The organism is Streptosporangium sp. NPDC002607 (assembly GCF_053592655.1).
Window position 1 is genome coordinate 15,834 of sequence record NZ_JBSFWD010000060.1, and the last position, 19,195, is coordinate 35,028.

General features: G+C 70.9%; 14 protein-coding genes. 9 read left to right on the forward strand and 5 right to left on the reverse strand.

Annotated features, from left to right (window positions below):
• Positions 1–95 precede the first annotated feature (95 nt).
• Positions 96–1,340: a tryptophan synthase subunit beta gene (gene trpB, locus ACWD3H_RS40440; protein ID WP_451958790.1), complete on the forward strand. Its 1,245-nt coding sequence runs from the start codon at positions 96–98 to the stop codon at positions 1,338–1,340.
• Positions 1,337–2,152: a tryptophan synthase subunit alpha gene (trpA, locus tag ACWD3H_RS40445; RefSeq protein WP_451958791.1), complete on the forward strand. Its 816-nt coding sequence runs from the start codon at positions 1,337–1,339 to the stop codon at positions 2,150–2,152. The genes trpB and trpA overlap by 4 nt, the downstream gene beginning before the upstream one ends.
• Positions 2,153–2,852: 700 nt before the next feature.
• Here the strand turns inward: trpA and ACWD3H_RS40450 are convergent.
• The gene (locus ACWD3H_RS40450; protein WP_451958792.1) at positions 2,853–3,248 is read right to left on the reverse strand and encodes a hypothetical protein; all 396 of its coding nucleotides are present in this window, start codon (positions 3,246–3,248) and stop codon (positions 2,853–2,855) included.
• 110 nt (positions 3,249–3,358) lie between these two features.
• Here ACWD3H_RS40450 and ACWD3H_RS40455 point away from each other — a divergent pair, with 110 nt between their 5' ends.
• The 3 genes from ACWD3H_RS40455 to ACWD3H_RS40465 all read left to right on the forward strand — a co-directional run bounded on the left by ACWD3H_RS40455 (position 3,359) and on the right by ACWD3H_RS40465 (position 6,614).
• The gene (locus ACWD3H_RS40455; RefSeq protein WP_451958793.1) at positions 3,359–3,928 is read left to right on the forward strand and encodes a TetR/AcrR family transcriptional regulator; all 570 of its coding nucleotides are present in this window, start codon (positions 3,359–3,361) and stop codon (positions 3,926–3,928) included.
• 70 nt (positions 3,929–3,998) lie between these two features.
• Complete coding sequence (locus ACWD3H_RS40460) at positions 3,999–5,171, forward strand: GDSL-type esterase/lipase family protein (protein WP_451958794.1); 1,173 nt, start codon at positions 3,999–4,001, stop codon at positions 5,169–5,171.
• A 459-nt stretch (positions 5,172–5,630) separates the two neighbouring features.
• Entirely contained in the window at positions 5,631–6,614 is a 984-nt protein-coding gene (locus tag ACWD3H_RS40465) for a DUF2804 domain-containing protein (protein WP_451958795.1), read from the forward strand.
• Between the two features lie 67 nt (positions 6,615–6,681).
• Here the strand turns inward: ACWD3H_RS40465 and ACWD3H_RS40470 are convergent, their stop codons facing one another.
• Entirely contained in the window at positions 6,682–8,430 is a 1,749-nt protein-coding gene (locus ACWD3H_RS40470) for a glycoside hydrolase family 2 protein (RefSeq protein WP_451958796.1), read from the reverse strand.
• Complete coding sequence (locus ACWD3H_RS40475) at positions 8,427–9,716, reverse strand: MFS transporter (RefSeq protein ID WP_451958797.1); 1,290 nt, start codon at positions 9,714–9,716, stop codon at positions 8,427–8,429. Before ACWD3H_RS40475 ends, ACWD3H_RS40470 begins: the two co-directional genes overlap by 4 nt.
• A gap of 470 nt (positions 9,717–10,186) precedes the next feature.
• Here ACWD3H_RS40475 and ACWD3H_RS40480 point away from each other — a divergent pair, with 470 nt between their 5' ends.
• On the forward strand, positions 10,187–15,652 hold the full coding sequence (locus ACWD3H_RS40480) for an ATP-binding protein (RefSeq protein ID WP_451958798.1): 5,466 nt from the start codon (positions 10,187–10,189) through the stop codon (positions 15,650–15,652).
• Positions 15,653–15,748: 96 nt separating this feature from the next.
• Here the strand turns inward: ACWD3H_RS40480 and ACWD3H_RS40485 are convergent, their stop codons facing one another.
• A complete protein-coding gene (locus ACWD3H_RS40485; protein ID WP_451958799.1) occupies positions 15,749–16,699 on the reverse strand; it encodes a GlxA family transcriptional regulator in 951 nt (316 codons plus the stop codon).
• 189 nt (positions 16,700–16,888) lie between these two features.
• Between ACWD3H_RS40485 and ACWD3H_RS40490 the strand changes: the two genes are divergently transcribed.
• The 3 genes from ACWD3H_RS40490 to ACWD3H_RS40500 all read left to right on the forward strand — a co-directional run bounded on the left by ACWD3H_RS40490 (position 16,889) and on the right by ACWD3H_RS40500 (position 17,754).
• Positions 16,889–17,029, forward strand: a complete 141-nt coding sequence (locus ACWD3H_RS40490) for a hypothetical protein (protein WP_451958800.1) — start codon at positions 16,889–16,891, stop codon at positions 17,027–17,029.
• A gap of 34 nt (positions 17,030–17,063) precedes the next feature.
• Positions 17,064–17,492, forward strand: a complete 429-nt coding sequence (locus tag ACWD3H_RS40495; protein WP_355562143.1) for a DUF6010 family protein — start codon at positions 17,064–17,066, stop codon at positions 17,490–17,492.
• A gap of 97 nt (positions 17,493–17,589) precedes the next feature.
• Positions 17,590–17,754, forward strand: coding sequence for a hypothetical protein (locus ACWD3H_RS40500; RefSeq protein WP_451958801.1), 165 nt, complete (start codon positions 17,590–17,592; stop codon positions 17,752–17,754).
• A gap of 150 nt (positions 17,755–17,904) precedes the next feature.
• Here ACWD3H_RS40500 and ACWD3H_RS40505 read toward each other — a convergent pair whose 3' ends face one another.
• On the reverse strand, positions 17,905–19,191 hold the full coding sequence (locus ACWD3H_RS40505; protein ID WP_451958802.1) for an RNA polymerase sigma factor: 1,287 nt from the start codon (positions 19,189–19,191) through the stop codon (positions 17,905–17,907).
• Positions 19,192–19,195 lie beyond the last annotated feature (4 nt).

Here is a 19,195-nt window from a genome sequence, read left to right on the forward strand (position 1 = left end):
GAAAAGGCCTGTCCACCCCGCCGCGCGGATACGTGTTCCGTGACCATCACAAGCCAGACATCCAGGGCGTATGCCTCGGCGTAGGAGCATGTCGCATGTCCAGTGAATTCTTTATCCCGGCCCCGGAGGGTCAAGTCCCCAGCGCCGAAGGGTATTTCGGTGCGTTCGGCGGCAAGTTCATCCCGGAGGCCCTGGTCGCCGCCGTGGACGAAGTCGCCGTCGAGTACCAGAAGGCCAAGGCCGACCCCGCGTTCGTCGCGGAGTTCGAGGATCTGCTCGTCAACTACACCGGGCGCCCGAGTGCGCTCACCGAGGTACCGCGATTCGCCGAGCACGCCGGCGGTGGGCGGGTCTTCCTCAAGCGGGAGGACCTGAACCACACCGGCTCACACAAGATCAACAACGTGCTCGGGCAGACCCTGCTCACCAAACGGATGGGCAAGCCCCGGGTCATCGCGGAGACCGGCGCCGGCTCGCACGGCGTCGCCACCGCGACGGCCTGTGCGCTGTTCGGTCTCGAATGCACCGTCTACATGGGCGAGATCGACACCGAGCGGCAGGCGCTCAACGTCGCCCGGATGCGGATGCTCGGTGCCGAGGTCATCCCGGTCAAGTCCGGTTCCCGCACGCTCAAGGACGCCATCAATGAGGCGTTCAGGGACTGGGTCGCGAGCGTCGACCGGACGCACTACGTCTTCGGCACGGCTGCGGGGCCGCATCCCTTCCCGGGCATGGTGCGCGACTTTCACCGCGTCATTGGCATAGAGGCCCGCCGCCAGATCCTGGAGCGGGCCGGGCGGATGCCGGACGCGGCCATCGCCTGCGTCGGCGGCGGGTCGAACGCACTCGGTCTCTTCCACGGCTTCCTTCCCGACAGCGGCGTACGTCTCATCGGCTGCGAGGCCGCCGGGCACGGCGTGGAGAGCGGTGAGCACGCGGCCTCGCTGTCCGCGGGCGAGCCGGGCATCCTGCACGGTTCGCGGTCGTATGTCCTGCAGGACGAGGAGGGCCAGATCACCGAGCCCTGCTCGATCTCGGCCGGTCTGGACTATCCGGGCATCGGGCCCGAGCACGCGTATCTGAGGGACATCGGCCGCGCCGAGTACCGCCCGGTCACCGACGATGAGGCGATGCAGGCGTTTCGGCTGCTTTCGCGGACCGAGGGCATCATCCCGGCGATCGAGAGCGCGCATGCGCTCGCCGGGGCCCTCGAAGTCGGCAAGGAGCTCGGTAAGGACGGGCTGATCATCGTCAACCTGTCCGGGCGCGGCGACAAGGACATGGACACGGCCGCCCGTTACTTCGGGCTGTACGACGCCGCCGAAGGAGAGTCGAAGTGAGTGGCAACATCCAGCTGTTGAGCGACACCCTCGTCCAGGCCAGGTCCGAGGGCCGCGCCGCGCTCATCGCCTACTTCCCGGCCGGCTTCCCGACCGTCGACGGTGGCATCGAGGCGGTCAAGGCGGTCCTCGAATCCGGCGCGGACGTCGTCGAGGTCGGCCTGCCGCACAGCGACCCGGTGCTCGACGGACCGGTCGTCCAGACCGCCGACGACATCGCCCTGCGCGGCGGCCTCAAGATCGCCGACGTGATGCGCACCGTCCGCGAGGCACACGCCGCCACGGGCAAGCCCGTCCTGGTGATGACGTACTGGAACCCGATCGACCGCTACGGCATCGAACGCTTCACCACCGAACTCGCCGAGGCCGGCGGCGCGGGCTGCATCCTGTCCGACCTGCCCGTCCAGGAATCCGCGACCTGGCGCGAGCACGCCGAGAAGCAAGGCCTGGCCACCGTCTTCGTCGTCGCGCCGAGCAGCAAGGACGAGCGGCTGAAGGAGATCACCGCGGCCGGTTCGGGATTCGTGTACGCCGCCTCGCTGATGGGGGTCACCGGCACCCGCGCCTCCGTCGGAGAGGCCGCGGTCGCCCTGGTGCGACGCACCAGGGCGACCACCGAACTCCCGGTCTGCGTCGGCATCGGCGTCTCCAACGCCGAGCAGGCCGCCGAGGTCGCGGGCTTCGCGGACGGTGTGATCGTCGGTTCCGCCTTCGTCAAGGCGATGCTCGACGCACCCGACGAGACGGCCGGGCTCGCGGCGGTCCGGACGCTCACGACCGAGCTCGCCAAGGGGGTGCGCAGGAACGTGTAGCAGAGGCCCGCGGGGACCGAGGGCGCTTGCCCCGTACGGGTGGACCGGGGAGAGGTCCCGGTGGTATCGGCGAGATTTTCAACGGACACGCAGGTCAGAGCTCCCTTAAGGAGCTTCGGGCACAGCTTGGAAGGTGGGCCGCTGACCTGCGTGTCCGTTGTTTCCCGCGTCGTTACCACTGGGACCACCTACCGGAGACCTCACTCGTTCCATCTCACACGCGATACAGGTTCTGGTCACGCTGTGGCGGCGCGGCCAGTAGTGCGCTGCAGGTGCTCCAGCCGCTGCCGGGAGGGTCAAAGGCGAAAGCATCGGCCTGCGGTACTCCGGAAAGGCCTGTCGCCACCTCGGCGGTATGTCGTTGTGGACTTTTATCGTGAAACCGAGCGGACGCCTTTACAATGTAGATTAATAACTGAGGAGCGCCTCGACCATGGCGCGTCGAGTCAGCGTCACCATCGAGCGGTCCTCGTGCCGCTCGACCCGCGGGGTGCTCGTGGACCGGGGGGGAAACCCCTGCCGAGCAGATCCGCCACGCCCGCGCCCACAACTCGAGGCCGGCGCTCAGACCGCTCGCGTCGGACTGCCCACTGGCTGACCGCAACGATCCCCCGCCTTGCCCCTCGCCGGGGCTTCGGGAGTTCTGGACCATCGGTGTCCCCGAGCCGCCTCAGCCGACGGCGCCGCTCCTACTGGACGGTCAGGTGGCCGTACCTGGATAGGGCCGCGGCCAGGTCGCCAGGCTTGCCGCGGAGTGTGGCGTCCAGGAAGGCGGCGGTGGCCGCCGCGGTGAGCCGCGGCCGGCGGTTCGGCCTAGGGAGCCGACGAGCGCGGGCAGGGGCGGCAGGTAGAGCGGGGCCTCGGTGAAGGTGAGGTGTGCCGCGCCGGGGACGGTGAGCCGGTAGCCCGTCGCCGTGCTGAGCCGGAGCACCCGCGTGAGGCGGGGGATGTAGTCCGGCTCCTCGCCCGGCTTGACGTCGTGGGTGAGCGTGAGCACAGGCTGGTGGAACGATCGCGGTGCGGGATCGCGGGGGAACTTGGCGACCGGCTTCAGAAGGTCACTCAGGCGCTTCGCTCCGCCCTTGGTGCGGTTCACGAACGCGGTACGGATCTCCTGCTCAGTCGGCGGCTTCGTGAACGGCAGGCTAATTTGCCTAAAGCAATTAGGCAAATGCATAATGAGTGTCGCCAGATAGGAGGAAGGTTATGGTTCGAGCAGGGCTGACCGCGGAACGCCTGACCCGGGCGGGGGCGGAGCTGGCCGACGAGGTCGGCTTCGACCAGGTGACCGTCTCGGCGCTCGCCCGGCGGTTCGACGTCAAGGTCGCGAGTCTGTACTCGCACCTGAAGAACTCCCAGGACCTCAAGACCAGGATCGCCCTGTTCGCCCTGGAGGAACTCGCCGACCGGGTCGCCGCCGCCCTGGCCGGGCGCGCCGGCAAGGACGCCCTGGCCGCCTTCGCGAACGTCTACCGCGACTACGCCCGGGAGCACCCCGGCCGCTACGCCGCCGCCCAGCTCAGGCTCGACCCCAAGGCGGCGGCCGCCAGCGCCGGTGTCAGGCATGCGCAGATGACACGGGCGATCCTGCGCGGCTACGACCTGACGGAGCCGGACCAGACGCACGCGGTCCGGATGCTGGGCAGCGTCTTCCATGGCTACGTCAGCCTGGAGATGGGCGGAGGCTTCAGCCATACCGCAGTCGATCCACAGGAATCCTGGTCCTGGATCGTGGATTCCCTGGACGCCCTGCTGCGGAACTGGACCGCACCCTGACCATCAGGGGGCCGCGCCGCGCACCGGCGCATCCGAACAATCCGAAAATCTTGATCAACAGGCTGAGGCAATGAACACCGAGCACGACTGGATCACCACACCCGTCACCGCGGACATCCTGCGCGGCGTCCTCGACGTGGAACGCACGGCGCACGGCCTGCTGCCGCACCGGCTGCCCGCTCGGGCTCGTCGGCAGATCCCTGACGACCAACTGGCCGTGGCCGAGGCCCAGTCGTCCGGCGTGCGGTTGGCCTTCCGCACCCGGGCCACCATCATCGAACTGGACACGCTGCCCACCAAGAGGGCCTACCGAGGTCTCCCGACCCCGGACGGCGTATACGACCTGCTGGTCGACGGCCGTCTCACTGCCCAGGCCACGGTGACCGGCGGCAAGGTCCGCACGATCGACATGGCCACCCAGTCCGTCGAACTGCGTGAAGGGCCTCACGGCACCGCCCGGTTCACCGGTCTGCCCGCGCGTGACAAGGACGTCGAGATCTGGCTTCCTCATACCGAGATCACCGAGCTGATCGCCCTGCGCACCGACGCCCCGGTCGAGCCGGCGCCGGACAGCGGGCGCAGGGTGTGGCTGCACCACGGCAGTTCCATCAGCCACGGCTCGAACGCCACCAACCCGACCGCCATCTGGGCGGCCCTGGCCGCCGCCCGGGGCGGAGTGGAACTGGTCAATCTGGGATTCGGCGGCAGCGCGCTGCTCGACCCGTTCACCGCCCGCGCGATGCGGGACACCCCTGCGGACCTGATCAGCATCAAGATCGGCATCAATGTCGTCAACACCGACGTGATGCGCCTGCGCGCCTTCACCCCTGCGGCCCATGGCTTCCTCGACACCATCCGCGAGGGACATCCGACCACGCCGCTGCTGGTCGTGTCCTCCATCCTGTGCCCGGTCCAGGAGGACACCCCCGGCCCCCTCGCGCCCGACTTCGACGGCGGGACCTTGCGGTTCAAGGCCACGGGCGACCCGGCCGAACGCGCCACCGGGCGTCTGACGCTCAACGTCATCCGCGACGAACTCGCCCGGATCGTCGAACAGCGGGCGGCTGACGACCCGAACCTGCACTACCTCGACGGCCGCGACCTTTACGGCGAGACGGACTACGCCGAACTGCCGCTGCCCGACGAGGTCCACCCTGACCCCGCAGGACACCGCCGCATCGGCGAGAACTTCGCGCGGCTCGCGTTCGGCGCCGGCGGCCCATTCGCCACCAGGACCGGCTGACCGGAGTCGCGGCCGTGCTCGACCCTCTTCCGCCGGGCCGGGCCTTCTTTCGGCTCCGTAGCCGCTTGTACTCGTTGCACGACCACCGCATCGGGTAGGCATCGATGCGGGCCAGGAGGGGTTCCCCAGACCACAGCTCTCCCCTGTCGCCCACCGAGGCGGCGGCTACTCCCCCGCCTGGCTGCTGGCCCAGGCCGCCCAGCCGTCCCGAGAGATCCACCCCATCAGGACCTACGCCGAGGAACCCGTGATCAAGGTCCGCCGGGACAGCAACGCCGCCGACCCCGGTTGTGCACCGAGCCTCACGGCGGCCCTTCGGCGGACGACCGGCCACGGCCGGTCCGACGGGGAGGCCGCACCGGTGGTGCCCGCGCGCCGCGTGCCCCGCGCCCCCGCTCCGGAGCGGCGTACGCCCGCCCCGGGATGGGAGCTCCGGCCGTGCGCCACTACCCTCTGGCTATGCCGACCCACGAGCGGGAGATCACCGCCCCCGTCGATCTGTGCCTGCCCGACGGACGCCTCAACCCCGACGCGGTCGGCTGGAGCAGGCGCCCGCTGCACCGCGCGAACCTGCGCGGCTGGGGCAGGACCAAACGCTGGGAGTACTGGGGCATCGTCACCCCCGGCCACATCGTCGGGCTGGTGGCCTCGTCGCTCGACTACGCGGGCGTGCACGGCGTCTACGTGCTCGACCGCGCGACCGGCGCGGAGATCGTCAAGGACGTGGTCGTGCCGCTGGCGCGCGGCGCGGTGCTACCGGACCGCAGCGGCGCGGGCCGGGCGTCGGTACGCGGCCCGGGCCTGCGCATCGACATCGACCAGCGCCCCGAGGGCACCTCGCTGCGGGCCGCCGTGCCCGGGGTGCGGCTCGACGTGGAGGTACCGCTGCCGGAGGGGCACGAGTCGCTCGGCGTGGTCGTCCCGTGGAGCGCCCGGAGGTTCCAGTACACGGTCAAGGACGTCGGCAGACCGGTGCGCGGCACGCTGACCGTCGGGGGGACCCGGCACGTCCTCGACGAGGCGACCTCCTTCGCGGTGCTCGACCACGGACGGGGCCGCTGGCCGTACTCGATCACCTGGAACTGGGCGGCGGGCAGCGCGCCGGGGCGGGCGATCCAGCTCGGCGGCAAGTGGACCGACGGCACCCGCTCGACGGAGAACGCGCTGTTCGTCGACGGGCGGATGCACAAGATCGGCGATGAGCTGGCCTGGGTGTACGACCGGCGCGACTGGATGCGGCCCTGGCGGATGACCGGTCCCGGGGTGGAGGTGGTCTTCCACCCGTTCCACGAGAAGATCTCGCGCACCGAGCTGGGCGTGGTGGGCAGCGAGACCCACCAGTGCTTCGGCCACTTCTCCGGCCGCACCCGGACCGACGAGGGCGAATGGGTCGACCTCGACGGTCTGGTCGGCTGGGCCGAGGAGGCCCGCCAGCGCTGGTGAGGACCGGCCCGGCCATGCCGCCCGCCCGATGGGACCGGCCGGGACGGCCGTCCGGCGCCGGCGGGGTTCAGCCCAGCCGGAGCCGCCCGTTGACGGTCCGCACCAGTTCGGCGGGGAGTTTGAGCACCTCGCGGTCGTAGGTGAGCAGGCCGTTCAGCTCGTCCTCGACGTCGGAGAGCTGGGTGTAGACGGTCGCGCTCAGGCCGCGCGGCACGGCGGGCACGATCTGCCGGTAGTGCAGCCGGGCGAACGCGCCGCCGAGCTGCGCCGGCGTACGGCATCTGCGGTAGCCGAACTCGCGGTCGTTGAAGGTGTGGCCCTCGACGCGCAGCGAGTAGCCGCCGTACTCCGACAGGACCAGCGCCCGCCCGTCGCGCCCGGCGGGCGGGCGGAAACGGCGGAAGTACACGTGCAGGCTCCGCAGGTCGCCCGCGCCCTGGTCGTGCCACCCGCTCGCGTGGTCGACCGTCCGGGTGGGGTCGAGCGCGGCGAGCTCCCCGGCGGCGCCCGCCGCGTCGAACTGGCCCCAGCCCTCGTTGAACGGCACCCACACGGCCAGGCCCACCACGTTGCGCAGCAGCTCGACGGTCTCCCGCAGCTCGGCTGCGAACCGCTCACGGCCCTCGGCGTCGCCGCGCCCGAACCACCGGTGGTGGCGGTCGTCGAGGCGCAGCGGTGTCAGCACCGGCGCGGTGATCACCAGCGGGTGATAGCGGCCGCCGCCGTTCACCATGTCCTGCCAGACGAGCATGCCGAGCCGGTCGCAGTGGTGGTACCAGCGCATCGGCTCGATCTTGATGTGCTTGCGCAGCATGTTGAAGCCGAGCCGCTTCATGGTCTCGATGTCGTGGACCATGGCCTCGTCGGAGGGCGGCGTGTACAGGCCGTCGGGCCAGTAGCCCTGGTCCAGGACCCCGGCGTGGAAGTAGGGGCGTCCGTTGAGCAGCAGCCTGGGCACGCCGTCCGCGTCGCGCCCGACACCGAAGGAGCGCATGCCGACGTAGCCGCGTACGCCGTCGGCCCCGAGACGCACCGACACGTCGTACAGATACGGGTCCTCGGGACTCCACGGGCGGACGTCCGGGATCGAGATCCGCACCGGCACGCCCGCGTCCGCCTCGGCGGACGCGACCACCTCGCCGTCGGCGAGGATATCGACGGCGGCCCGCCCCGAGGCGGCGTGCACCGTCACCTCGACGCACGAGGCGTCCAGGTGCGGGACGAGCGTGAGCCGCTCCACGTGTACGGCGGGCACGCACTCGGCCCACACGGTCTGCCAGATGCCCGACTGGGCGGTGTACCAGATGCCGCCCCGGCGCAGCTTTTGCTTGCCGCGCGAGTGGTGCCCGGTGTCGGAGTCGTCCCGCACGGCCACGACCAGCGTGTTAGGGCCCTCGCGCAGGGTGTCGGTGATGTCGCAGGCGAACGGCAGGTAGCCGCCGGTGTGCGTGCCCACCTCGACCCCGTTGAGCAGCACCCGGCAGGTCTGGTCGACCGCGCCGAAGTGCAGCAGCACCCGCCCGCCCGGGACGGCGAACCCGTCGGGCAGGGTGAGCGCGCGCCGGTACCACAGCGTCTGCCCTGGCAGGAGTTGCCGCCCGACGCCGGACAGCGGAGCCTCGGGGGAGAACGGCACGACGATGTCGCCGTCGTAGCCGTCGTAGCCGTCGAGGGCCTCGGGCTCGACCGGGGAGACGGCGTACCGCCAGCGGCCGTTGAGGTTGAGGTAGCTGTCGCGGACGAGCTGCGGCCTGGGGTACTCCGGCAGCACGGCCTCGGGGTCGAGGGCCGCGCCCCAGCGGGTCAGCAGGGTCATGCGGTCCCCCTGCGGCGCAGCGCCCGCACCGGCACGGCCATGAACGCCACCACGACCGTGGCGGCCAGGAAGATGGCCGGTGAGGGGACTTGTTTGAGCACCCCGAGCTCCTCGTAGTAGGCGTCGGCCCCCTTGATCACGGCGGCGCCCAGGAAGGGACCCACGATCATGGGGATGAGAATCGCGAAGACCATCCGCAGTCCCTGGACGTGACCGGCGCGGTCCGGCGGCGAGTGGTCGCGGACGATCGCCGCGATGGGCGCGAGCACCAGCATGAACCCGGACATCATGACGAGCCCGGCGGCGATCACCGGGATCATCCCGGTCGCGACGGACATCAGCAGCAGACCCGTGCCGTACACGGCGATCGCGGGCGGCAGGAAGCGCACCTTGCCCACCCGGTCGATGAGCGGCCCGCAGGCGACGCTGACCGCCGAGGAGCCGGTCAGCACCACGGCCAGGACGATCGCGTACCCCTCGATGTTCAGGTATCGCTGCAGGTAGATGATCAGGTAGGGCAGGAAGACCTGGGTGGAGATCCCCCAGATCGTCCACGCGGCCAGGGCCAGGTAGAGGACGGGGTTGGCCCGTACCGCGCTCGGCCGCAGCCCGTGCACGAGTGAGGCCAGGTAGGCGCCCTCCTGGCGTACCGGGTCCGGGCGGTCGCGCACGAGCACCCAGGAGACGGCTCCGACCACGACGATGATCGCCCCGATGAGCACGAAGAACAGCCGCCACTCCCCCGCGCGGGTCAGCGAGTCGAACCCGCCGAAGACGGCCAGCATCGACACCAGCGGCATGATCGCCAGCACCGACTCCACCCGGCCCCGGTTCGCCGGGCGGGTCACGTCGGTCACCCACGCCTGGAAGGCCGCGTCGTTCGCCCCGGCGCCGAGGAACGACATCACGCAGTCCAGCGCGATGACCGCGACCACCGTGGCCGTGACGGCTCCGGCCGCCGGGGCGACGGCCGCGACCGCGTCGACGGTGACGAAGCCGAAGGCCGCCGTGGCCAGCCCCCACAGCACGTATCCGGCGGCGATGAAGGAGCGGCGGCGTCCCGCCCGGTCGGAGAGCGCGCCGACCAGCAGGGTGGCCACCGTCGCGGTCGCCGCGCTGGCGGCGACCATGGTGGCGATGGCGCCGGGGTCGTCGCTGACGGTGTCGTAGAGGAACACGTTCAGGTACATGTTCTCGACGGTCCATGCCACCTGCCCGGCGAAGCCGAGCACGATCAGAGCCGTCCACGAACGTCCACCCAGCTTGGCGGCGATCTCTGTGGTCACGGCGAGAGACTACAGGGGGTTTTGTCACAATTTTGGGTAGACTTGGTGTCTGTCGAAACCGCGAAAATGCACTTTCTCCCGCCTTGCCGCACAAGAAAGGTGAGCCCACCACCGACAAAGGGCATAGCAGATGAGTCCACTGAGCGGGTGAGCCTGGGAGAAGACGGATCCGAGCTGGTGGCGGAAAACGACTCACTGCTCAGCCGCGTCCCCAGCGACCCCGGCCGGCATGTACCGGTCCTGTTTCGTGTCACAGTCGAAGTGCGGCGAAGCGTGCCGCCACTCCGCTCGCGCATGCCCGGTCAGGCTCGGGCGGCCCACGGCTTTTGATCGGTTTCTACAACTGGAGCCGTGTAGCGTGCGCTGTCTGCGACATGGCATTACCAGCTGGTAGACGGAAAGGTGAACACTGCCGGGGGGCCGCCGTGTCACGGCGCGCACATCGTTGGTCTACAGGAAGGCTCGGTCGGGTGTTCAGTCGTGTCGCCATCGTCAATCGTGGTGAGGCCGCTATGCGGCTCATCCACGCCGTACGGGACATCGCCGCGGAGAGCGGGACACGGGTCGAGACCGTCGCCCTGCACACCGACGTCGACCGCACGGCCACCTTCGTCCGCGAAGCGGACCTGTCCTACGATCTCGGTCCCGCGTCCGCGCGCCCGTACCTCGACCTGAAGGTGCTGGAGCGTGCGTTGGTGGAGACCGGGGCCGACGCCGCATGGGTGGGCTGGGGCTTCGTCGCAGAGGACCCGGCGTTCGCGGAGCTGTGCGAGAAGGTTGGAGTCACCTTCGTCGGACCGAGCGCCGAGGCCATGCGCAAGCTCGGCGACAAGATCGGCGCGAAGCTGATCGCCGAGGAGGTCGGCGTGCCGGTCGCACCGTGGAGTCGCGGTGCGGTCGAGACCCTGGACGCCGCCCTGGCGGCGGCGGCCGAGATCGGCTACCCGCTGATGCTGAAGGCGACCGCGGGCGGCGGCGGGCGCGGCATCCGCGTGATCACGAACGAGGCCGAGCTCGCCGACGCCTACGAGCGCACCAGCCAGGAGGCCGCGCGGGCGTTCGGCAGCGGCATCGTGTTCCTGGAACGCCTGGTCACCGGTGCCCGGCACGTCGAGGTCCAGGTGATCGCTGACGGCGAGGGCACCGCGTGGGCGCTCGGCGTCCGCGACTGCTCGGTGCAGCGGCGCAACCAGAAGGTCATCGAGGAGTCGGCATCGCCGGTGCTCAGCCCTGTGCAGACAGCCGAGCTCAAGGCGTCGGCCGAACGGCTGGCCGTCGCGGTCGGTTACCGCGGCGCGGCGACCGTCGAGTTCCTCTACCACCCCGGCGACAAGATGTTCGCGTTCCTCGAGGTCAACACCCGCCTGCAGGTCGAGCATCCGATCACCGAGTCCACCACCGGGTTCGACCTGGTCAAGGCGCAACTGCGGGTGGCATCCGGCGGCAGGCTCGAAGGCGAGCCGCCGGTGGAGCGCGGGCACGCCATCGAGGCCCGGCTGAACGCCGAAGACCCCGACCGCGACTTCGCGCCCTCCCCGGGCCGCATCGCGCGGCTGGACCTGCCCGCCGGGCCGGGCATCCGCGTGGACACCGGCGTCAGCGAGGGCGACACCATCCCCGCCGACTTCGACTCGATGATCGCGAAGATCATCGCCTACGGCCGCGACCGCGACGAGGCGCTCGGCAGGCTGCGCCGGGCGATGGCGCAGACCACGGTGATCATCGAGGGCGGCGCGACGAACAAGAGCTTCGTGCTCGACCTGCTCGACCAGCCCGAGGTGATCGACGCCAGCGCGGACACCGGCTGGATCGACCGCGTCCGCGGCGAGGGCAGGCTCGTCTCGCACCGACACTCCGCCATCGCGCTGGCGGCCGCCGCCATCGAGGCGTACGAGGAGGAGGAACGCGTCGAGCGGCAGCGGCTGCTGTCGACGGCGTTCGGCGGACGCCCGCAGGTGCAGCACGAGAGCGGCCGGCCACTGGACCTCAAACTTCGTGGCGTCGGCTACCGCGTGCGCGTCGCGCGGGTCGGTGCGCATCGGTTCCGCGTCGGCGTCGAAGCAGGTGGCGACGTCCGCACCGCCGACGTCGAGCTCGACCGCTTCGACCGGCACACCGGGCGGATCGTCGTCAACGGCACCCGGTACCGCCTGCTCACCGACACGCACGGGCCGATCCACCTGGTCGAGGTGGAGGGCGTGACGCACCGGGTCAGCCGCGACGAGGGCGGCGTCGTCCGCTCGCCCGCGCCCGCGCTGGTCGTCGCCACGCCGCTGAAGGTCGGCGCCGAGGTCGAGGCGGGCGCGCCGGTGCTGGTGCTGGAGAGCATGAAGATGGAGACGGTGCTGCGGGCGCCGTTCAAGGCGCGGCTGAAGGAATGCGTCGTGTCCGTGGGCAGCCAGGTGGAGACCGGTGCACCGCTACTGTGGCTGGAGCCGCTCGCCGACGACGACACCGCAGCCGAGGACACCTCGGCCACCGAGTCCGTCGAGCTGGACCTGCCCGCCACGCCCGGGAAGATTCCGGTGTGGGAGCGCACCACGCGCGGCCAGGAGGACCTGCGCAGCCTGCTGCTGGGCTTCGACGTCGACCCGCACGACGAACGCCGGGTGCTCGACGACTACCTCGCCGCGCGCCGGGCGGCCACCGAGAACGGCCACCGGCCGCTGGCCGAGGAGCTCGAACTCATCGACGTGTTCGCCGACCTCGCCGAGCTGAGCCGCAACCGGCCGGCGGGCGAGGACGGCGGCGGTGACGGCCACGTGTACAGCGCCCGCGAGTACTTCCACACCTACCTGCAGAGCCTCGACGTCGAGCGGGCCAGGCTGCCGGAGGCGTTCCAGGCCAAGCTCGCCAAGGCGCTCGGGCACTACGGTGTCACCGAGCTGGAGCGCTCCCCCGAGCTCGAAGCCGCGGTGTTCCGGATCTTCCTCGCCCAGCAACGCGTGTCCGCCGACGCCACGGTCGTCGCGACGCTGCTGCGCGCGTGGCTGCGCGAGCCGCCGCCGGACGAGACGCTGCGCGAGCCCGCCGGTCTCGCGCTGGAGCGGCTGGTCTCCGCGACACAGGTCCGCTTCCCCGCGGTCTCCGACCTCGCGCGCGGCGTGGTGTTCGCCTGGTTCGCCCAGCCGCTGCTGCGCCGCAACCGCGCCCGCGTCTACGCCGACGTCCGCAAGCACCTGCGCCACCTGGACACGCACCCGGACGCGCCGGACCGCGCCGAGCGCATCGCCGAGATGGTGCGCAGCACCGAGCCGCTGGTGCGGCTGCTCGGCCAGCGGCTTGTCCGCGACGACCTGGACAACGCGATCATGCTGGAAGTGCTGACCCGGCGGTACTACGGCAACAAGGGTCTCACCGGCGTCCGCACCAGCGAGGTCGCGGGCTGCACGTTCGTGGTCGCCGAGCGCGCGGGCTCGTGCGTGGTCTCCTCCGCGGTGAGCTTCGAGGCGCTGGGCAACGCGCTGCGCGGGCTCGCGGAGCTGGCGGGCGACGAGGACGCCATCGACGCCGACATCTATCTCGCCTGGGAGAATCAGCCGGAGGACTCCGAGACGATGGCGGTCGCGCTACACAAGGTCGTCAGCGCGCACCCGCTGCCGGACCAGGTCCGCAGACTCACCACCACCGTCGCGGGCAGCGGCGGCGCGGTGATGCACCACCACTTCACGTTCCGCCCGTCGACCACCGGGATGGCCGAGGAGCGGCTGATCCGCGGCCTGCACCCGTACATCGCGCAGCGGATGCAGCTGGAGCGGCTGAGCAAGTTCGACCTCACCCGGCTGTCGTCGTCGGACGAGGAGGTCTACCTCTTCCAGTGCGTGGCGCGGGAGAACCCGTCGGACGACCGCCTCGTCGCGTTCGCACAGGTACGTGACCTGACCGAGCTGCGCGAGCACGACGGCAGGCTGGTCGCGCTGCCGACGGCCGAGGACACCATCGCCACCTGCCTCGACTCGATCCGCCGCGCGCAGTCGCGGCGACCGTCGAAGAAACGCTTCAACACCAACCGGATCGTGGTCTACATCTGGCCGCCGAGCGACCTCACCCGCGCGGAGCTGGAGATGATCGTCGGACGCGTGCTGCCGACGACCGCGGGCGCCGGGCTGGAGGAGATCCTGTTCATCGCGCGGCAGCGCGACCGGAAGACCGGCGAGCTGGCCAAGACCGCCGTGCGCATCTCCTTCGACGCCACCGGCGGCACCGAGCTGACCATCGGCGAGCCGTCGGACGAGCTGGTCGAGCCGCTCGACGACTACCGGCAGAAGGTGCTGCGCGCGAGCAGCCGCAACACGGTGTACCCGTACGAGCTGACCGGCCTGCTCGGCGACTTCGTCGAGCACGACCTCGGTGACGACCACGCGCTGGTGCCGGTCGACCGGCCGAAGGGGCGCAACACCGCGGCGATCGTCGCGGGCGTGGTCAGCACGCCGACCCGGCGGCACCCGCAGGGCCTCACCAGGGTCGTGCTGCTCGGCGACCCGACCAAGTCGCTCGGCGCGCTGTCGGAGCCGGAGTGCCGCCGCGTGGTCGCCGCGCTGGACCTGGCCGAGCGGATGCGGGTGCCGCTGGAGTGGTACGCGCTGTCCGCCGGCGCCCGGATCTCCATGGAGTCGGGCACGGAGAACATGGACTGGGTGGCCGCGGCGCTCAAGCGGATCGTCGAGTTCACCCAGAACGACGGCGAGATCAACATCGTGGTCGCGGGCATCAACGTCGGCGCGCAGCCGTACTGGAACGCCGAGGCGACGATGCTCATGCACACCAAGGGCATCCTGGTGATGACGCCGGACTCGGCGATGGTGCTCACCGGCAAGCAGTCGCTCGACTTCTCCGGTGGCGTGTCGGCCGAGGACAACTTCGGCATCGGCGGCTACGACCGGGTGATGGGCCCGAACGGGCAGGCGCACTACTGGGCGCCGAACCTGGCCGCCGCGCGGGACATGCTGATGTCGCACTACGACCACACGTACATCGCCCCCGGCGAGGAGGCGCCGCGGCGGGCGAAGACGACCGACCCCGTCGACCGCGACATCTCCGACTTCCCGCATGTCCTGGTCGACAGCGACTTCACCACCGTTGGCGAGATCTTCTCCGCCGAGGCCAACCCGGACCGCAAGAAGCCGTTCGACATCCGGACCGTGATGCGGGCGCTCTCCGACCAGGACCACCCGGTGCTGGAACGCTGGGCGGGCATGGCCGACGCGGAGACCGCAGCGGTGCAGGACGTGCATCTCGGCGGCATGCCGGTGTGCCTGCTCGGCATCGAGTCACGGGCGGTGCCCCGGCGCGGCTTCCCGCCCACCGACGGCCCGGACACCTACACCGCGGGCACACTGTTCCCGCAGTCGTCGAAGAAGGCCGCGCGGGCGATCAACGCGGCCAGCGGCAACCGGCCGCTGGTGGTGCTGGCGAACCTGTCGGGCTTCGACGGCTCGCCGGAGTCGATGCGGAAACTGCAACTGGAGTACGGCGCCGAGATCGGCCGCGCGATCGTGAACTTCCGCGGGCCCATCGTGTTCTGCGTGATCTCGCGGTACCACGGCGGCGCGTTCGTGGTGTTCTCGAAGGCGCTGAACCCGAACATGACCGTGCTCGCGCTGGAGGGCTCGTTCGCCTCGGTGCTCGGCGGCGCCCCCGCCGCCGCGGTGGTGTTCTCCGGCGACGTCAACGCCCGCACCGCGGCCGACCCGCGCGTGCGGGACCTGGAGGCCCGCGTCACGGCCGCCTCCGGCGCCGACCGCGCCGCGCTGACCGCGGAGCTCGACGAGTTCCGCTCGTCGGTCCGTGCGGAGAAGCTCGGCGAGGTGGCCGCGGAGTTCGACCGCGTGCACAACATCCAGCGCGCGGTCGAGGTCGGCTCCGTCGACGCCGTCATCCGCGCCGCGGAACTGCGTCCACGGATCATCGAGGCCATCGAGTCCCGCCTGCGCTGACAGTGAGGCGCCACGGTGAGGACCTCGCCGTGGCATCTCACGCCGGCCTGCTCGTACACCAGGCGCCTGCACCGGTTATGGCGCAGAGGCGGAAGCTCAGGAGGCGTTCGTCCGGAAAGAGGAGCGGTAGGACCGCGGCGTGACGCCGACGACGCGCTTGAACCGCTCCCGGAACGCGGTGGCCGAGCCGAAACCGGCCTGCGCGGCGATGCGTTCGACGCCGTGGCCGGTGGTCTCCAGCAGGAACTGCGCACGCCGTACGCGTGCTCGCAGCAGCCACTGCAGCGGGGTGGTGCCCGTCTGCTCGCGGAAGCGGCGGCTGAAGGTCCTCTCGCTCATCCCGCTGCGCATGGACATCTCCGCCAACGTCACCTCCTGGGCGAGGTTGTCCTCGATCCACGACAGCACCGGCTCCAGCAGCGAACCCTGGGGAACCGGCGGCTGGGCGTGAATGATGAACTGCGCCTGCCCGCCCTCCCGTTCCAAGGGCATCACCGACAGCCGGGCCGAGTCCGCGGCGACCGCCGAGCCGAAATCCCGCCGGATGATGTGCAGGCACAGATCCAGGCCGGCGGCGGCCCCGGCCGAGGTCAGGATCTGGCCGTTGTCAACGTACAGAACATCCGGTTGCACATCCACCCGCGGGAACATCTGGGCCAGCCGACGAGCCGCCACCCAGTGCGTGGTCGCGCTCAGTCCGTCCAGCAGCCCAGCCGCGGCAAGGGTGAACGCCCCCGCGCAGATGGAGGCGATCCGGGTGCCGGCGGCCGCGGCCGCGCGCATGGCGTCGAGCACCTCCCGAGCGGGCGGGGTGGCCTGCTCGGAGCATCCCGGCACGACGATCGTGTCCGCCTCCCGCAGCGCCTCCAGGCCGTGCGGGGCGATGAGCGTGAAGGCGTCGCCGGCCACCTGCGGCGTCGCGGCACAGACCAGGACCCGGTACGGCCGGCGCCCGTCCGCCAGCCGGGCACGTCCGAACACCTCGATCGGCGTCGCCATGTCGGCCGCCACCACATGGTCCAGAGCCAGGACCGCCACCGTGTGCATGAGGACACCGTAAGCGAGAACCCGCCAACCACAAACAGCCAGGTGAAGCCTCTGACGCGGTCATCTTCACAGCTGGGGCCGGATGGCGAGAACCCGTTGGAAATTGTCGATTCAGCCCATGGGGAGCCGAGGACGGCCGGTCTAGCCTTGCGCTGCGAGATCCGCGCAGGCGAAGAAGGAGCAGTGCTGATGCATGCACAGGTCGTTCTGTATGACGGTTTCGCCCCTATGGCCGCCGCCCTGACCTGGCTGCCGGGGATCGGCGGACTGCCGGCCCTGCGGCGCCTCGACAAGGCGGCGGAGCGGACCAGGCAGGTCCGCGTCAACTGAAGCACCCCTACCTCAGAACGGATTGCCACACCCCATGTCCATCGTCATGCCGATCGTCATCGGGCTGATCTGCGTTTCCCTCATATCCCTGATCCCCGAGCCGCATCGACGCCAGGTCAACGCCGTGCTGGTCGGCGGTGCGGGCGCCGCCTACCTCAGCGGGGGCGGACTCGGGTACTGGGAGTTCGTCCTGCCGGTCGTCATGACCTATGTCGCCTACCGAGGGCTCAGGAGCTGGACCTGGATCGGCATCGGCTGGCTGCTCCACACCGCCTGGGACGTCCTGCACCACCTCAAGGGGAACCCCATCCTCCCCTTCGCCGAGCATTCCTCCTTCGGCTGCGCCGTCTGCGACCCGGTTGTGGCGCTGTGGTGCTTCGCGGGCGGCCCGTCGATCTTCGACTGGGTACGTGCCCGCCTGCCCCGCAAGCCCGCGACGCCGATCGGCCCTGCCGGGGAGTAAACCGGCTCGGATCCGGGTCCAGCCGAGATGCCGGCCAAGATCAAATCACAGCCCGACACCCCCGGCGGGAGGTTGGGCCCGGCCGAGGAGCCGGCCGGTGCCGGCAGTCGTCAACATCCCGGCCGGGGCATGCACCCTTTGCGCGACCCTGATGCGCCAGGGCATCGCCCTGGCCACGGAACACCACCCGGATCCCGCCGCCGAGGCAGGCCGACTACTCGGCCTGACCGTAGCGGGAGTCAGCCCCCACCAGGTACGGTAACGGGTTCGTCCACCGGGGCCGCAGGGGGTCGGCCAGGCGCCCGAGCGCGCGGCCGGCCGCGGTGGGTCAGTCTGGAAGGCTTCCCCCCGCGAGCCATCACGACGCCTTCCACCGCCTGTTTCGCGACCGTGCCAAGGGCTTCCGGGCCGGTCAGCCGAGGTCGGCGAGTTTACGCTCCAGCACCGCCCGCTCGCGCTCGTTGCCGCACAGCCGTACGGCGAGCTCCAGTTCGGTGCGCGCCTCGCCGGTGCGGCCCAGGCGGATGAGCAGTTCCCCGCGAACGCTCGGCAGCAGGTGCGAGTTCGACAGCGTCTCGGCGGCCACCAGCTCGTCCACGATCGCCAGCGCTGCAGCCGGTCCCTGGGCCATAGAGACCGCCACCGCCCGGTTGAGGTCGACCACCGGTGACGGCGCGAGCCGGCCAAGCGCCTCGTAGATGAGCACGATGCGCTCCCAGTTCGTCGCGTCGACCGACGGAGCGACGGCATGGCATTCGGCGATCGCCGCCTGCAAGCCGTAGGCGCCCAGGCCCCGGCCGACCCGCTCCGCGCGGGCCAGGGCGGCTCGCCCCCGGCGGATCGCGGCGCGGTCCCAGCGGCGGCGGTCCTGGTGCTCCAGCAGCACCGGCTCGCCGTCCGGCCCGGTGCGGGAGGGGAAGCGCGCCGCGGTCAGCTCGAGCAGCGCCAGCAGGCCGTGGACCTCGGACTCGTCCGGCACCAGGCGGCTCAGCACCCGAGCGAGGCGCTGTGCCTCGCTCGCGAGGTCGAGTCGGATCAGATCGTCACCGGAGCTGGCCGAGGACCCTTCGGTGAAGATCAGGTAGACCACGCTGAGCACCGAGCCGAGCCGCTCGGTCCGCTCCTCGGCCGACGGCACCTTAAACGGCACCCGGGCCGCCCCGAGGGTCTTCTTCGCCCGAGTGATCCGGGCCTGCACGGTGGCGGCCGGAACGAGAAACGCCTTGGCGATCTCGTCGCTCGTCAGGCCGCCGACCACCCGCAGGGCGAGCGCTACCCTCGCCTCCCGCGACAGCACGGGGTGGCAGGAGATGAACATCAACGCGAGCACGTCGTCATCGATCTGGTCCGGATCCCACAGCACGTCCTCGGCGTCCCGGGCCGAATCGGCGGGCGCGCTCCCCGAGACGGCATCACCCTCGCTCAGGTTGTGGGCGAGGGCGGCGTACCTCTCGTCAAGAGCGGCGCGCCGGCGGAACGCGTCGATCGCGCGGCGCCGGCCGACGGTGAGCAACCACCCCGCGGGGTTGCGGGGTACGCCGTCGCGTGGCCAGGTCACGAGTGCCTCGGCCAGCGCCTCCTGGGCGAGGTCCTCGGCCAGCGCGAAGTCGCCGGTGTACCGCGCGAGCGCACCGACGATCCGTGCGGACTCGATCCGCCAGACGGCGGCAACGGCCTCACGGCCGGTGGGATCGGCCATCTCC

Coding starts and splice junctions, on each gene's coding strand:
- ACWD3H_RS40465 (WP_451958795.1), top strand. CDS start 5,631: ATGCCGACCCACGAGCGGGAGATCACCGCCCCCGTCGATCTGTGCCTG.
- ACWD3H_RS40455 (WP_451958793.1), top strand. CDS start 3,359: ATGGTTCGAGCAGGGCTGACCGCGGAACGCCTGACCCGGGCGGGGGCG.
- ACWD3H_RS40495 (WP_355562143.1), top strand. CDS start 17,064: ATGTCCATCGTCATGCCGATCGTCATCGGGCTGATCTGCGTTTCCCTC.
- ACWD3H_RS40460 (WP_451958794.1), top strand. CDS start 3,999: ATGAACACCGAGCACGACTGGATCACCACACCCGTCACCGCGGACATC.
- ACWD3H_RS40485 (WP_451958799.1), bottom strand. CDS start 16,699: ATGCACACGGTGGCGGTCCTGGCTCTGGACCATGTGGTGGCGGCCGAC.
- trpB (WP_451958790.1), top strand. CDS start 96: ATGTCCAGTGAATTCTTTATCCCGGCCCCGGAGGGTCAAGTCCCCAGC.
- ACWD3H_RS40470 (WP_451958796.1), bottom strand. CDS start 8,430: ATGACCCTGCTGACCCGCTGGGGCGCGGCCCTCGACCCCGAGGCCGTG.
- ACWD3H_RS40505 (WP_451958802.1), bottom strand. CDS start 19,191: ATGGCCGATCCCACCGGCCGTGAGGCCGTTGCCGCCGTCTGGCGGATC.
- ACWD3H_RS40490 (WP_451958800.1), top strand. CDS start 16,889: ATGCATGCACAGGTCGTTCTGTATGACGGTTTCGCCCCTATGGCCGCC.